Origin of the sequence: Streptomyces sp. CA-294286, assembly GCF_050947155.1 — a bacterium.
Classification (GTDB): Bacteria; Actinomycetota; Actinomycetes; order Streptomycetales; family Streptomycetaceae; genus Streptomyces.
Genome location: NZ_CP192005.1, coordinates 3,171,472 through 3,185,175, shown reverse-complemented (window position 1 = coordinate 3,185,175; position 13,704 = coordinate 3,171,472). Strand labels below are relative to the sequence as shown.

The window sequence follows — 13,704 nt, the reverse complement described above, 5'->3', positions numbered from 1 at the left end:
CCGTTCGGAGATCGATCACCCGTACGGAGGCAATCGGCAATTGATCAACGGCCCGGTTCGATCAATTCCCGACGGCGGCCCGCATTCCCCCGGCAATAACCCCCGGTCAGCTCGTGCTGCCCTCGGGGAACCCGCCGTTGAACCAATCACTTCAGGACAGGGAACGGCATACGAAATCAAGACTGACCGTTCCGTCCCCGGCGCACCGGCGCGCCCGGCGGGGCGCACTGTCGTACCGACGGCGCGCAGGTGGCGCGCACGGGCCGGGCAGTCCGGGCGTCGGCGGTCGGGGGCGGGTCGGGTGCGGGCACCGGTCGGCGGCTCGGTAACCTGAGCGCGCATCACGCACGAAGTCCGCCCGTCCGTTACGTCCTAGGAGTTGCCGCCGCCGTGCGCAGCCTTCGACGCGGCGCTCTCGCCGCTACCGCCCTCGCGTTCTCGATCGCCTCGCTCGCCGCCTGCGGCGCGGGCAACGACGCCCAGACGCTCACCGTCAAGCCGGACAACGCCGCGATCTCCGTGGACAACGGCAAGATCAAGATCCAGAACGCCGTGGTGATCACCCAGCCGCGCGACAAGGACAAGGGCAACGCCGTCGGCGAGGGCCCCGCGGTCGTCTCCGCGACGGTCTTCAACGACGGCACCGAGCCGCAGACCCTCGACGCGATCAAGCTCGGCAGCCCCAGCGCCGACGTGAAGCTGACCCCGGCCAAGGGCGGCACCGGCAAGATCACCGTCCCGGCCGGCGGCTCCGTGATCATCGGCGGCAAGGGCAACGTCTCCGCGGTCGTCGAGAACGGCCGTGAGTCCGCGCAGAACGGCAACGCCCAGCCGGTCACGTTCTCCTTCAGCGAGACCGGCGACGTGACGCTGCGCGCCTTCGTCGTCCCCGCGCGCGACCACTTCGAGGGCTTCGGCCCGGACAAGGTCCCGGCGACGCCCACCGGCACCCCGACCGGCACCCCCGGCACCCCGACCGGGACCCCCGGCAGCACCCCGGGCTCGCAGACGGGAAGCCCGGCGAACACGACGCCCACTCCCCCGGCGGGCACGGCCACGCAGACCGCGGCGCGCTGACGCACCGCGCGGACAGACGGGAGGGCCCCGCCGGCGATTGCCGGCAGGGCCCTCCCGTCTGTCGTGCACCACCCGGCGAACCCGGCCGGGCGGGGTCCGGTCTACGGCTCGAACTTGTAGCCCAGTCCGCGCACCGTGACCAGGTAGCGCGGGGCCCCCGGGTCCGGCTCGATCTTGGCGCGCAGGCGCTTGACGTGGACGTCGAGGGTCTTGGTGTCGCCGACGTAGTCCGCGCCCCAGACGCGGTCGATGAGCTGCATGCGGGTCAGCACGCGGCCCGCGTTGCGCAGCAGCATCTCCAGCAGGTCGAACTCCTTGAGCGGGAGGTCGATCTTGGCTCCGGCGACGGTGACGACGTGACGGTCCACGTCCATCCGTACCGGACCGGCCTCCAGGGCCGCCGGAGTGACTTCCTCCGGCTCCCCGCGACGGCGCAGCACCGCCCTGATGCGGGCTATCAGCTCGCGCGAGGAGAAGGGCTTGGTGACGTAGTCGTCGGCGCCTATCTCCAGTCCGACCACCTTGTCGATCTCGCTGTCCTTGGCGGTCACCATGATGACCGGCACGTTGGAGCGCACGCGCAGCTGGCGGCAGACCTCCGTGCCGGGCAGGCCGGGGAGCATCAGGTCGAGCAGGACGAGGTCGGCGCCGTTGCGCTCGAACTCGTCGAGCCCGTCGGGGCCGGTGGCCGCGACAGCGACTTCGAAGCCCTCCTTGCGGAGCATGTAGGACAGGACGTCGCTGAAGGATTCCTCGTCCTCGACGACGAGCACTCGGGTCACGGAAGGACCTCCGGGGCAGGGGCGTTCTCACGGATGGGGGTCTGGGGCTCGTACGTCGCGGCCGCGTACGGCTCGTGCGTACGGGGGGCGCTGGACGTGCTGAAGGTACGGAAGGTGTTGGCGGTGCCGGGCGCGCTCTCGCCGACGTACGCGCGGGAGCCACGGGACGCCCTGTCGCTGTCCGGCGCGCGGGACGTGCTGTCGCTGTCCGGCGCGCGGGACGTGCTGCCGTCGGCCGGGGCGCGGGACGTGCTGTCGTCGGCCAGGATCTCGGCATCCTCGTCGAACCCCTCGACCGCGTCGACGTCGTCGGGGCCGACGAGCGGTCGGCCCGGGGTGTGCTCGACCCTGGACTCGCGGACGGAACCCGCTTCGGGCAGCCGCAGGGTGAAGGTGGAGCCCTGTCCCTCGGAACTCCACACGGTGACCTCGCCGCCGTGCGAGGCGGCCACGTGCTTGACGATGGCCAGGCCAAGACCGGTGCCGCCGGTGGCGCGGGAGCGGGCCGGGTCGACGCGGTAGAACCGCTCGAAGACGCGGTCGCGGTCCCGTTCGGAGATGCCGATGCCCTGGTCGGTCACGGCTATCTCTATGAGGTCGCCACCGGGGGCGGGCACCCGGCGGGCCGCGATGCCGACGCGGGTGCCGGAGGAGCTGTAGTTGACGGCGTTCTCGACGAGGTTGCCGAGGGCGGCGGCGAGCTGGCCGCGGTTGCCCCAGACGTGCAGTCCGGAGGTGCCGCCCGCCGCCATGGTGATCTGTTTCGAGGTGGCGGTCTGCCGGCTGCGGTCTATGGCCTCGGCGACCAGTTCGTCCACGCGTACCGGTTCCGAGTCCTCCAGCCGGTCGTCGTTCTGCACCCGGGAGAGGTCGATGATCTCCTGCACGAGCGAGGTGAGCCGGGTCGCCTCGATCTGCATGCGGCCGGCGAACCGGGTGACCGCCTCGGGGTCGTCGGAGGCGTCCATGACGGCTTCCGAGAGCAGGGAGAGCGCCCCCACCGGGGTCTTCAGCTCGTGGCTCACATTGGCGACGAAGTCGCGCCGTACCGCTTCGATACGGCGTGCCTCGGTCAGGTCCTCCACCAGCAGGAGCACCAGCCGGGAGCCGAGCGGGGCGACCCGCGCGGACACCGCCAGCGCCTCGCCCCGGCCGGTCCCGCGGCGCGGAAGGTCCAGCTCGACCTGTCGTATCTCCCCGTCTCGCCGGGTGTCGCGGGCCATGTGCATCATGGGTTCGACCGCCAGTTTCCCGCCCCGGACCAGACCCAGGGCGTACGCCGCGGAGCTGGCCTTGACCACGTTGTCGCTCTCGTCGAGCACGACCGCGGAGGAGCGGAGCACGGACAGGACGGTGTCCACGCCCGGCGGCAGGGTGGCGTTCGCCTCGGGCCGTACGGAGGAGCGGGTGGGTCGCTTCTGCTCGCGTTCGCTCCAGCGGAACGCCAGCATGGCGATGACGCCGGTGCACAGTCCGGCCATCGCTGCTGCTGCGGCGACTGCCGCGTTCACGTCCATGTGCCCAAGGTTATGCCTGGTCACTGACACAGACTCGGGCGAATGGGTGCCGGCTGATCCGTTCGTCGCCCAGAGTTCACCGAGGGGATGGGGTCGGTTCACTTCATCGGCCGGAACCGGACGCGTCGCGAACGGATGGTGGGAACGTGGGGACCGGAGCCCCGCCAGACCCCGGCCGTACCCCGGAATCACCGCTGCACCAGTGAAGTCAGGAAGTAGGGAACCCCATGCGGGACGCGTACCACGAAGAACTCGACTCGATCGGCGAGGCGCTGGTCGAGATGGCACGGCTGGTCGGTTCGGCCATAGGGCGCGCCACCACGGCCATGCTCGACGCCGACCTCAAGCTCGCCGAGAGCGTCATCGCCGGCGACCAGAAGGTCGACGAGCTCCAGCACGACCTGGAGGCCCGCGCGATAGCGCTGCTGGCCCGCCAGCAGCCGGTCGCCACCGACCTGCGCATCGTCGTCACCTCGCTGCGGATGAGCGCGGACCTGGAGCGCTCCGGCGACCTGGCCCAGCACGTCGCGAAGCTGGCCCGGCTGCGCTTCCCGGCCACCGCCGTGCCGAACGACCTGCACGCCACCATCCTGGAGATGGGGCAGCTCGCCCAGCGCCTGATGGCGAAGTCGGCGGAGGTCATCATCACCAAGGACGTCGACCTGGCCCTCCAGCTGGAGCAGGACGACGACGAGATGGACCTCCTGCACCGCACGCTCTTCACCCATCTGATGGACGACCGCTGGAAGCACGGCATCGAGACCGCCGTCGACGTGACCCTCCTCGGCCGGTACTACGAGCGTTTCGCGGACCACGCGGTGTCGGTCGCCAAGCGTGTCGTGTACCTGGTCACGGGCGAGCACGCGGACGAGATCCAGGCGGCACAGGACAACGGCGCACAGGCCTGACCCCGGTCCGCCCTTCGCACTCCCCTTCGACTCCCGTGCTTCCGCGCGCTGTTGATGCGCCCGCGGGATGGGCATGGAATGGGTGGGGCAACGCGTCGCGCTGCCTTACGGCGTGCCTTCGAGGAGGACCCATGGCCGACACCCCGAACACCGAAACCCCGCAGGAAACCCGGGACGTGACGTTCCTGCCCGTCCTCGGCGCCTGCGGCTGCGGCTCCGGTTGCAGCTGCGGCTGCCAGTCCGGCGGCTCCTGCCAGTGCGGCGGCGGCTGCGGCTGACCGCGCGCGTCACGCACGACGAGGGACCCGGCCAGTGCATCGGCCGGGTCCCTCGTCGCACGTGAGGCGGTGAACGCCGTTACTTCTTCTTGCCCTGGTTCTTGACCGCCTCGATGGCCGCGGCCGCCGCGTCCGGGTCGAGGTACTTGCCGCCCTTGGTGACGGGGTGGAAGTCGGCGTCGAGCTCGTAGTAGAGCGGGATGCCGGTCGGGATGTTCAGGCCGGAGATGTCCTCGTCGGAGATGCCGTCGAGGTGCTTGACCAGGCCGCGGAGGCTGTTGCCGTGGGCGGCGACCAGGACGGTCTTGCCGTCGAGGAGGTCGGGAACGATGCCGTCGTACCAGTACGGGAGCATGCGCTCGACGACGTCCTTGAGGCACTCGGTGCGGGGGCGCAGCTCCGAGGGGATCGTGGCGTAGCGGGGGTCCTCGGACTGCGAGAACTCGGTGCCGTCCTCCAGGACCGGCGGCGGGGTGTCGTACGAGCGGCGCCACAGCATGAACTGCTCCTCGCCGAACTCGGCGAGGGTCTGCGCCTTGTCCTTGCCCTGGAGGGCGCCGTAGTGGCGCTCGTTCAGGCGCCAGCTGCGGTGCACCGGGATCCAGTGGCGGTCCGCGGACTCCAGCGCGAGCTGGGCGGTGCGGATGGCGCGCTTCTGGAGCGAGGTGTGCAGGACGTCCGGGAGGAGACCGGCGGCCGTGAGCAGCTCACCGCCCCGTACGGCCTCCTTCTCGCCCTTCTCGGTGAGGTTGACGTCCACCCAGCCGGTGAACAGGTTCTTCGCGTTCCATTCGCTCTCGCCGTGGCGGAGGAGGATCAGCTTGTACGGTGCGTCGGCCATGCGTACGAGCGTAATGGACGTCCGGGGTGGCTCGCGCGCGTACGCGGGCGCGCGAGGCTGCGGTATGGAGGTCGAGGTGACCGAGCGGTGGGCGGGGGCGGGCGCGCGAAGCTGCGGGGCTGGGGTGCGGTGGGCGGGGGCGGGCGCGCGGGGGTGCGAGGCGGTGGATTGACGGTCGGCGTCAATCGATTGGCGGGCCCATGCATCCACTTCGTAGGTTGCGGACATCTGGCAGGCCACTTACGTCAGGCCACTGACACCCCGGGGGAATCCGCATGTTCGCGACAGGACTGAGGCGCGCCGTGCGCGAGAGCGTCTCGGGGCTCCCCCGGGAGTTCTGGTGGCTGTGGACGAGCACGCTGGTCAACCGGCTGGGGGCGTTCGTCGCCACCTTCATGGCGCTGTACCTGACGCTGGACCGCGGCTATTCCGCGACGTACGCCGGTCTGGTGGCGGCGCTGCACGGGCTCGGCGGGGTCGTCTCCTCGCTCGGCGCGGGCGTGATGGCGGACCGGCTGGGGCGGCGGCCCACGATGCTGGCCGCGCAGGTGTCGACCGCCCTGTCGGTGGCGCTGCTGGGGTTCGTGGAGCATCCGCCGGCCATCGCGGCCGTCGCGTTCCTGGTCGGTATGGCGAGCAACGCCTCCCGGCCCGCGGTGCAGGCGATGATGGCGGACATCGTGAAACCCGAGGACCGGGTGCGGGCGTTCAGTCTCAACTACTGGGCGATCAACCTGGGATTCGCGATCTCGTCGGCCGGGGCCGGCTTCCTCGCCGAGTACAGCTACCGCGCCGGCTTCCTCATCGAGGCGGTGATGACGCTGGGCTGCGCAATCGTCGTCTTCGTGAAGCTGCCGGAGTCGCGGCCCGAGCGGACGGTGGCGGAGAAGGCCGACGAGGCGGGCGTGGGGCTCGGGACGGTGCTGCGCGACGGGCGCTTCATGGGCGTGGTGGGTCTCTCGTTCCTGGTGGCGCTGATCTTCCAGCAGGGGTACGTGGCACTGCCGGTGGCAATGGGTGCGGACGGGTTCTCCAGCTCCGACTTCGGTACGGCCATCGCGGTCAACGGTGTGCTGATCGTGGCGTTGCAGATCCCGGTCACCCGCTTCATCGCGCACCGGGACCCCAGGCGGCTGCTGGTGCTCTCCTCGCTGCTCGCCGGGTACGGCTTCGGGCTGACCGCGTTCGCCGGGTCGCTGGGGGTGTACGTCCTGACGGTGTGCGTGTGGACGCTGGCCGAGATCGTGAACTCGCCCATTCAGACGGGGCTGGTGGTGCGGCTGTCGCCGGTGCACGGGCGCGGCCGGTACCAGGGCATGTACACGATGTCGTGGGCGGTGGCGGCACTGGTGGCGCCGCTGCTGGGCGGGTACGTCATCGACCGCTTCGGCAGCGAGTGGCTGTGGGGCGGCTGCGCGGCGATCGGGATGGCGGCGGCGGCCGGGTACGGGGTGCTGATGCGGGGGCTGCCGGAGGAGCCGCGCGAGGTGGCGGTGGCGGCGGTGCGCCAGGAGGACGCGGCGAAGACCTCGGACGTCACCCCCGCCGCCTGAACGCCCCGCTCGGTCCGCGGCTTCGTGAGTGGGCGAATCAGCCGCGCGGCTTCGTCAAGTGGGCGAATCAGCCGCGCGGCTTCGTGAGGTGGGCGAAGGCGTCCAGGTTGCGGGTGGACTCGCCGCGGGAGACCCGCCAGTCGTACTCCTTGCGGATCGCGGTGGCGAAGCCCAGTTCCAGGAGGGTGTTGAAGCTTCCGTCGGCGGCTTCGAGGACCGAGCCGAGGAGGCGGTCGATCTCGTCCGGGGTGACGGCGGCGAGCGGGAGCTTCCCGGCGAGGTAGATGTCGCCGAGCGCGTCGATCGCGTAACCGACCCCGTACAGGCGCAGGTTCCGTTCCAGGAGCCAGCGGTGGACGGCCTCGTGGTTCTCGTCGGGGTGACGGATCACGAAGGCGTTCAGGGAGAGCGAGTGCTGTCCGACGAGGAGCGACACGGTCGTGGAGAGCTTGCGGGTGCCGGGGAGCGTGACGACGTAGGAGCCCGGCGAGGGGCTCTCCCACTTCAGTTCGGCCTCGTTGAGGGCCGCTTCGAGGATGCCCCGTGCGTCGGCAGTGCGCGCAGTGTCAGCCATGGTGCGAGCGTACGTGACGTCGGTGTTCGTACATCGCCGCGGTGTAGACGTCCGCGGTCGCGGACGCGGCGGTGTCCCAGCCGAAGGCCTGGGCGTGCCGGGCTGCTGCCTCGCCCATGGAGTCGACGAGTGCCGGACGGTCGACGAAACGGCGCAGGGCGCGGGCGTACGAGGCCGGGTCGTGGCCCTCGATGAGAAAGCCGGTGCGCCCGTCCCGTACGGCGACGGGCAAACCTCCGACGGCGGCGGCGACGACCGGGGTGCCCGTCGCCTGCGCCTCGATCGCGACCAGGCCGAAGGACTCGCTGTACGAGGGCATGACGAGGACGGAGGCGGCGCGGAACCAGTCGGCGAGACGGTCCTGGCCGACCGGCGGCCGGAAACGGACCACGTCGGCGATGCCGAGCCGGGCGGCCAGTTTCTGGAGCTTCTCCGGCTTTGCCATGCCGCTGCCGCTGGGGCCGCCGACGACCGGCACGACCAGCTTGGTACGCAGCGTGGGGTCCTCGGCGAGGAGGACGGCGACGGCGCGGAGCAGGACGTCGGGGGCCTTGAGGGGCTGGATGCGGCCCGCGAAGAGCGGAATGAACGCGTCCTGCGGGAGGCCGAGGCGGGCTCGGGCGGCGGCACGTCCGGAGGGGGCGCCTCCTGGACGGAGCGTGCCGGTGTCCTTGGGCGAGGGGCGGAAGCGGTCCAGGTTGACGCCGGGGTGCACGACGGCGACGTGGCCCGGGTCGGCCTCGTAGAAGCGGACCAGCTCGTCGGCCTCCTCGGCGGTGTTCGCGATCAGCCGGTCGGCCGCCCGGACGATCTGGGTCTCGCCGATGACGCGGGCGGCCGGCTCGGGGGTGTCGCCCTCGGCGAGGGAGGCGTTCTTGACCTTGGCCATGGTGTGCATGGCGTGGACGAGGGGGACGCCCCAGCGCTGTGCCGCGAGCCAGCCGACGTGCCCGGAGAGCCAGTAGTGCGAGTGCACGAGGTCGTAGTAGCCGGGACGCTGGCCGGCCCACGCCTGCATCACGCCGTGCGTGAAGGCACAGAGCTGGGCGGGCAGCTCCTCCTTGGCGAGCCCTTCGTAGGGGCCCGCGTCGACGTGCCGTACGAGGACTCCGGGCGCGAGCTCCACGCGCGCGGGGAGGCCGCCGGTGGTGGCCCGGGTGAATATCTCCACCTCGATGTTGATCGCGGCGAGGCGCTTGGCCAGCTCGACGATGTAGACGTTCATGCCGCCCGCGTCGCCGGTGCCGGGCTGGTGCAGCGGTGAGGTGTGCACGCTGAGCATGGCGATCCGGCGCGGCTTGCGCGGGGCACTGCCCGGGAGGCGCAGGCGGGGGGTGGCCGCCGCGGCCAGTGTGCCGGTGAGTCGGGAGACGTACTGGCTCACGTCGACGGTCCTCCTCGACTGTGCGGGGACTTCTGCTGGGCGGGAACATCTGCGGGACAGAGGCACCTGCCGGTGGGCACGCCTCAGCGGGGGCTGTGCGGCCCTTCCGAAGGGGGAGAACAGCGGAATTCCCTATTCCATTTCCACTTTGCCAAATCATTGCGTTGTGTTCCCGCCCGCTCCGCCCGCTTACGCTCGGTGCATGGCCTCCCGCACGTCCCCCGCGCGCCCCGTCGGCGCCGTCACCCGCGGGACCACGAACCCGAACCGGCTGCGTCGCATGGACCGCTGGATCGCCGCCGTCCACGGCCCTGCCCTGCTGCGCGCCCCGGGAGCCGTGGCGGTCGACCTGGGCTACGGGGCCGCCCCCTGGACGGCGGTCGAGCTGCTCGGAAGGCTGCGGACCGCCGCGCCCGCCGTCGAGGTCGTCGGCATCGAGATCGAGCCCGCGCGCGTGACGGGCGCGAAGCCGTACGAGCGGGAGGGGCTGACCTTCCGGCACGGGGGCTTCGAAGTGCCGCTGGACGGCGGCCGGCGGCCGGCGCTGATCCGCGCGGCGAACGTCCTGCGGCAGTACGACGAGGAACAGGTGGCCGCCGTGTGGGAGCGGCTCAGGGGCAGGCTGGCGCCGGGCGGGCTGCTGGTGGAGGGGACCTGCGACGAGATCGGACGGCGGCACGTGTGGGTGGCACTGGGGCCGGAGGGCCCGCGCACGGTCACCTTCGCGACCCGGCTGGGCTCCCTGGACCGCCCCTCCGACCTGGCCGAACGGCTTCCCAAGGCGCTGATCCACCGGAACGTGCCGGGTGAGGCGGTGCACGCCTTCCTTCGGGACTTCGACCGGGCGTGGGCCGCGGCGGCCCCGTTCGCCTCGCTGGGAGCGCGGCAGCGGTGGATCAGGGCGGTGCGGGACCTTTCCGCGGACTGGCCGGTGACCGGGCCGCACTCCCCCACCGGGCACGCGGCGGCGGACGGGGAGCGGCGCTGGCGGCAGGGAGAGGTGACGGTGCGCTGGGAGGCGCTGGCCCCGCGGAACACCTCGTACCGGTGAGGGAATGCCTCGTACCGGTGGCGGAACACCTCGTACCGGTGGCGGAGGACCACCTACCGGTGAACAATGCGGGGCTTTCTCGGGAGAGGTGGAATTCGGGGAACGGGAAGGGGATCTCGTTCGTCGGACGGTGTGGAGGGAAGGGCCGGAAGGTTCCCGGGGGTTGTGGAGGGTCGTTGTTTCCGCGTCCGTCCCTTTTGCGGCGGCGCGGCGGCATCGCACCGGCACCAGCGGGGGGCGACCGGTATCACCGGGCCGTGACGGCCCATCAGACGGACCATCAGATGTGACTTGTTTCCGGGGGGAGCTCGTGAACCGACGCCGTATCAGTCGTCACCGTGGCCGAAGCGTCACGACCGCCATCGCACTGGCCTGCGCGCTGAGCGTGCTGGTGCTGCCGGGACAGGCGTACGCGGATCCACCGCCACCGCCCGGCTCCGGCTCCGGCTCCGGCTCCGGCTCCGGCTCCGGGAAGAGCCTGGACGAGGTGCGCAGAGAGATAGACGGTCTGTACCGGAAGGCGGCGGTCGCCACCGACGCGTACAACCTCGCCGAGGACCAGGCGCAGACCCAGTCCGGCGAGATCGCCAAGCTGGCCCGGCAGATCGTCGCCGGTGAGCAGAAGATCGAGAAGCTCAAGGACCGCATCGGCGCCCAGGCACGCGCCCAGTACCGGACGGGCGGCGTACCGCAGAGCGCCCGGCTGATGATGAGCGGCGACCCGGACCTGTTCCTGCGCGGCGCGGGCCGGATGCAGCAGGGGCAACAGGCCGTCAAGGGGATGCTGGACGAAATGACCCGGGCGCAGGAGGACTTGCGGACGTACTCCCAGGACGCGAGCGGTGAGTGGAAGAAGCTGGAGGCCAACCGCAAGCGCAAGGCGGAGGCCCAGAAGGAGATAGAGAAGCAGATCGACGCGGCCGAGAAGCTGGAGGCCCGCCTGGAGACCGGCGAGCGGGCCCGACTGCTGGAACTGGAGCGCGACGAGCAGTACCGCGCGCAGAGATCCTGGCTGGACTCCGGCGCTCTGAAGAACGGCGGCGGAGCCGGGGCGACGGAACAGGGCAGGCGCGCGGTCGGGTACGCGACGGCGCAGATAGGAGCCCCGTACGTCTGGGGAGCGGAGGGCCCGGACGCCTTCGACTGCTCGGGGCTCACCCAGCAGGCGTGGGCGGCCGCAGGGCACGACATCCCACGCACGTCGCAGGAACAGTGGCGGTTGCTGCCCAAGGTGCGGATGGCGGACATCCGGCCCGGCGACCTGATCGTCTACTTCGCGGACGCGAGCCACGTGGCGATGTACATCGGCGACGGGAAGATGGTGCACGCGCCGAGGCCGGGACGGAGTGTGACGGTGGCAGGGGCGGGGTCCATGCCGATATTGGGGGTCGTACGGGCGCGGTAGCCGTGCGGGCGCGGTGGGGCTCACGCACGCGGGAGGTTACGAGGGCGCGGGCGCACGGACGCGGCAGGCTGCGGGATCGGTGGGCTGCGGCATCGGTGGGCGTCCGGCAGGGGCGGGGGGAGTGGGGGCGGAGGGCGTACCGGGTGGCGCGGGTGGCAGGGGGACGTGGACCCGTCGGCAGGCCGACGGGTCGCGGGGGCACTCCGGCTCGGGCGATCCCCAGGTGATCATGGGCGGCGCGGCGGGCTCGGCGTGATCTTTGTCATGGGCCGGGAGTCGGTCGGCGCGCGTCCCGGAGCGGCTTATGCCTGGCCGGAGGCGGCGAAACGCACCGGCATATGACCCCGTCCGCTGCGGCCACGCCATTCCGTTGCGGTGCCGCCTACCGCTAAGGTCCCCGTTTGGCGGGGCGTCGATCGGCGTCCCACCGTGCCCTCGGGGGGAGGGAAGGAACCGAACCGATGCCCGTACCCATACCGCGGCAGAGAGTTGTGCCTGCCGCGGAAAGCGGTCAGGCCGGCGACCACAACAGCACAGCCGCACCCCACCAGCAGCCGACCGACCTCACGCTGCTGGTGATCGAGAACGACCCGGCGGACGCGTTCGCCGTGCCCGCGCTGTTCGACACCGCGAACGGCACCAAGGTCCGTGTCCGCACCGCCCGCAACCTCACCGAGGCCGAGCGGCTGCTCACCGACGACGTGCACTGCATCCTGCTCGACCTGGCCCTGCCCGGCTGCGGGCACTGCCCCGGCTGCACGGAGGACGCCGCCCAAGGTGCCGACGACGGAACCGGCGACGGCTCCGGCAGCGGGCCCGGCGGGGCCGAGGGGAATCGCACGGGTCCCGTGCTGGGCGCTCTCCACGACGTCCTGCGGATGGCCCCCGGCCAGGCCGTCCTCGCGCTGATCCCGCCCGACCGGGCGGAACACGCGGCGGACGCGGTGCGGGCCGGTGCGCAGGACTACCTGTTCCGCGACGAGCTGGACGCGCGGCTGCTGAGCCGGGCCATCCGGTACGCGGTGGAACGCAAGCGCGCCGACACCGCCTCGTACAAGCTGGCCGAGTCCCGTCTGCACGCCCAGGAGAACGCCCGCCTGGAGCGCGGTCTGCTCCCGACCCCGCTGCTGGACGGCTCGGACCTGCGGTTCGCCTCGCGCTACCGCCCCGGCCGCTCCCGCGCACTGCTGGGCGGTGACTTCTACGACACCGTCCGCACCCCGGACGGCACGGTCCACGCGATGATCGGCGACGTCTGCGGGCACGGCCCCGACGAGGCGGCCCTCGGCGTGGAGCTGCGGATCGCCTGGCGGGCGCTGACGTTCGCCGGCCTGTGCGGCGACGAGCTGCTCTCCACGCTCCAGCGCGTCCTGGAGCACGAGCGGGAGAGCGAGGAGATCTTCGCGACGCTCTGCACGGTCGACATCGCACCGGACGGCCGCCGCGCCGGACTGTGCCTGGCCGGCCACCCGGCCCCGCTGATCGCCCGGCAGGACCGGCAGGGGCAGCGGGTCGCCAGGCTCATGCCGTACGAGGACGGCGGACCGGCCCTCGGCCTGCTGACGCGCGCCCGCTGGCCCCGGCAACAGGTCGAACTGGGCGGCGCCTGGAGCCTGTTGATGTACACGGACGGACTGATCGAGGGCCGCGTCTCCGGTGCCGACGGCCTGGGTGAGCCCGGCAGGCTCGGCCAGGACGGCATGGTCGACATGATCAACGGTCAGCTCGCCGAGGGGCTGCGCGGCGAGGAGCTGCTGGACGCCGCCGTAACCCGGGTGCGCGAGCTGAACGGCGGCGAGCTGACGGACGACGTGGCGGTCCTGCTGCTCGACCGGGAGGAGACCCGGGACCGCAGCAGGTACGCCGGGGCCACCGGGTCGGCCCGACCCGGTGCGCCCTTCCGGACCTCCGGCTCTCAGCGCCCGCCGTTGTAGGGCCCGTACGGCCCGTCGCTGCTGCTGCCGCCGCGTCGGCCGCCGCCGCCTCCGGAGACCTGGCGCAGGGCGGGCCGTACGTCCACCAGGAAGACGATCGACGCGACCAGGCCCGCGATCTGGAGGAACAGCATCGGCAGGAGCAGGTTCACGACGACGGTGATGCCGAGGATGACCAGCCAGAAGTTCTTGGACTGCTTGTCGGCGGCCCGGTACGCGTCGGCCCGTGCGGTGGCGGCCATGATCAGCGCGGCCACCGCCGTGACGATGAACACCAGGTCGACCACGATCATCAGCCCGACATCGAATCCCGAACGCAACATACTGAGCACCGCCTCATCAGGGTTGACCGCCACGTGACCGCCTGGCCCAAGGTACCGAAACGACGGACCGGACGCCC

13 protein-coding genes are annotated in these 13,704 nt (G+C 71.7%); 7 read left to right on the top strand and 6 right to left on the bottom strand.

What is annotated here, in order from left to right; genetic code table 11:
• Window positions 1–390 precede the first annotated feature (390 nt).
• Window positions 391–1,077, top strand: coding sequence for a DUF461 domain-containing protein (locus tag ACQPZG_RS18940; protein ID WP_433546918.1), 687 nt, complete (start codon window positions 391–393; stop codon window positions 1,075–1,077).
• Between the two features lie 101 nt (window positions 1,078–1,178).
• On the opposite strand, the gene ACQPZG_RS18935 is transcribed toward ACQPZG_RS18940, so the two are convergent.
• Window positions 1,179–1,859, bottom strand: coding sequence for a response regulator transcription factor (locus tag ACQPZG_RS18935; protein ID WP_185029386.1), 681 nt, complete (start codon window positions 1,857–1,859; stop codon window positions 1,179–1,181).
• The gene (locus tag ACQPZG_RS18930; protein ID WP_433546917.1) at window positions 1,856–3,376 is read right to left on the bottom strand and encodes a sensor histidine kinase; all 1,521 of its coding nucleotides are present in this window, start codon (window positions 3,374–3,376) and stop codon (window positions 1,856–1,858) included. The genes ACQPZG_RS18935 and ACQPZG_RS18930 overlap by 4 nt, the downstream gene beginning before the upstream one ends.
• A 227-nt stretch (window positions 3,377–3,603) precedes the next feature.
• Here ACQPZG_RS18930 and phoU point away from each other — a divergent pair, with 227 nt between their 5' ends.
• On the top strand, window positions 3,604–4,284 hold the full coding sequence (phoU, locus tag ACQPZG_RS18925; RefSeq protein WP_433546916.1) for a phosphate signaling complex protein PhoU: 681 nt from the start codon (window positions 3,604–3,606) through the stop codon (window positions 4,282–4,284).
• A gap of 131 nt (window positions 4,285–4,415) precedes the next feature.
• Window positions 4,416–4,562, top strand: a complete 147-nt coding sequence (locus ACQPZG_RS18920) for a hypothetical protein (protein ID WP_185029391.1) — start codon at window positions 4,416–4,418, stop codon at window positions 4,560–4,562.
• Between the two features lie 79 nt (window positions 4,563–4,641).
• Here ACQPZG_RS18920 and ACQPZG_RS18915 read toward each other — a convergent pair whose 3' ends face one another.
• Window positions 4,642–5,403, bottom strand: coding sequence for a phosphoglyceromutase (locus ACQPZG_RS18915; protein WP_433546915.1), 762 nt, complete (start codon window positions 5,401–5,403; stop codon window positions 4,642–4,644).
• Between the two features lie 275 nt (window positions 5,404–5,678).
• Between ACQPZG_RS18915 and ACQPZG_RS18910 the strand changes: the two genes are divergently transcribed.
• Window positions 5,679–6,956: an MDR family MFS transporter gene (locus tag ACQPZG_RS18910; protein WP_433546914.1), complete on the top strand. Its 1,278-nt coding sequence runs from the start codon at window positions 5,679–5,681 to the stop codon at window positions 6,954–6,956.
• 67 nt (window positions 6,957–7,023) lie between these two features.
• Here the strand turns inward: ACQPZG_RS18910 and ACQPZG_RS18905 are convergent, their stop codons facing one another.
• Together ACQPZG_RS18905 and mshA are read right to left on the bottom strand one after the other, a co-directional pair.
• Window positions 7,024–7,530: a YbjN domain-containing protein gene (locus ACQPZG_RS18905; RefSeq protein WP_433546913.1), complete on the bottom strand. Its 507-nt coding sequence runs from the start codon at window positions 7,528–7,530 to the stop codon at window positions 7,024–7,026.
• Window positions 7,523–8,914 carry a D-inositol-3-phosphate glycosyltransferase gene (gene mshA, locus ACQPZG_RS18900; protein ID WP_433546912.1) on the bottom strand — a complete coding sequence of 464 codons (1,392 nt, stop codon included), beginning with the start codon at window positions 8,912–8,914 and terminating at the stop codon, window positions 7,523–7,525. Before mshA ends, ACQPZG_RS18905 begins: the two co-directional genes overlap by 8 nt.
• A 202-nt stretch (window positions 8,915–9,116) precedes the next feature.
• Between mshA and ACQPZG_RS18895 the strand changes: the two genes are divergently transcribed.
• From ACQPZG_RS18895 to ACQPZG_RS18885, 3 genes are all read left to right on the top strand, one after another.
• A complete protein-coding gene (locus ACQPZG_RS18895; protein ID WP_433546911.1) occupies window positions 9,117–9,965 on the top strand; it encodes a class I SAM-dependent methyltransferase in 849 nt (282 codons plus the stop codon).
• Between the two features lie 310 nt (window positions 9,966–10,275).
• Complete coding sequence (locus ACQPZG_RS18890) at window positions 10,276–11,370, top strand: NlpC/P60 family protein (RefSeq protein WP_433546910.1); 1,095 nt, start codon at window positions 10,276–10,278, stop codon at window positions 11,368–11,370.
• A gap of 461 nt (window positions 11,371–11,831) precedes the next feature.
• Complete coding sequence (locus ACQPZG_RS18885) at window positions 11,832–13,304, top strand: SpoIIE family protein phosphatase (RefSeq protein WP_433546909.1); 1,473 nt, start codon at window positions 11,832–11,834, stop codon at window positions 13,302–13,304.
• Here the strand turns inward: ACQPZG_RS18885 and ACQPZG_RS18880 are convergent.
• Window positions 13,286–13,627, bottom strand: coding sequence for a DUF2516 family protein (locus ACQPZG_RS18880; RefSeq protein WP_433546908.1), 342 nt, complete (start codon window positions 13,625–13,627; stop codon window positions 13,286–13,288). The genes ACQPZG_RS18885 and ACQPZG_RS18880 overlap by 19 nt on opposite strands.
• Window positions 13,628–13,704: the final 77 nt, after the last annotated feature.

Excerpts from the sequence above, each read along its gene's own strand:
- ACQPZG_RS18910 (WP_433546914.1), top strand. The coding sequence starts at position 5,679 with ATGTTCGCGACAGGACTGAGGCGCGCCGTGCGCGAGAGCGTCTCGGGG.
- ACQPZG_RS18920 (WP_185029391.1), top strand. The coding sequence starts at position 4,416 with ATGGCCGACACCCCGAACACCGAAACCCCGCAGGAAACCCGGGACGTG.
- ACQPZG_RS18915 (WP_433546915.1), bottom strand. The coding sequence starts at position 5,403 with ATGGCCGACGCACCGTACAAGCTGATCCTCCTCCGCCACGGCGAGAGC.
- phoU (WP_433546916.1), top strand. The coding sequence starts at position 3,604 with ATGCGGGACGCGTACCACGAAGAACTCGACTCGATCGGCGAGGCGCTG.
- ACQPZG_RS18930 (WP_433546917.1), bottom strand. The coding sequence starts at position 3,376 with ATGGACGTGAACGCGGCAGTCGCCGCAGCAGCAGCGATGGCCGGACTG.
- ACQPZG_RS18880 (WP_433546908.1), bottom strand. The coding sequence starts at position 13,627 with ATGTTGCGTTCGGGATTCGATGTCGGGCTGATGATCGTGGTCGACCTG.
- ACQPZG_RS18885 (WP_433546909.1), top strand. The coding sequence starts at position 11,832 with ATGCCCGTACCCATACCGCGGCAGAGAGTTGTGCCTGCCGCGGAAAGC.
- ACQPZG_RS18895 (WP_433546911.1), top strand. The coding sequence starts at position 9,117 with ATGGCCTCCCGCACGTCCCCCGCGCGCCCCGTCGGCGCCGTCACCCGC.
- ACQPZG_RS18905 (WP_433546913.1), bottom strand. The coding sequence starts at position 7,530 with ATGGCTGACACTGCGCGCACTGCCGACGCACGGGGCATCCTCGAAGCG.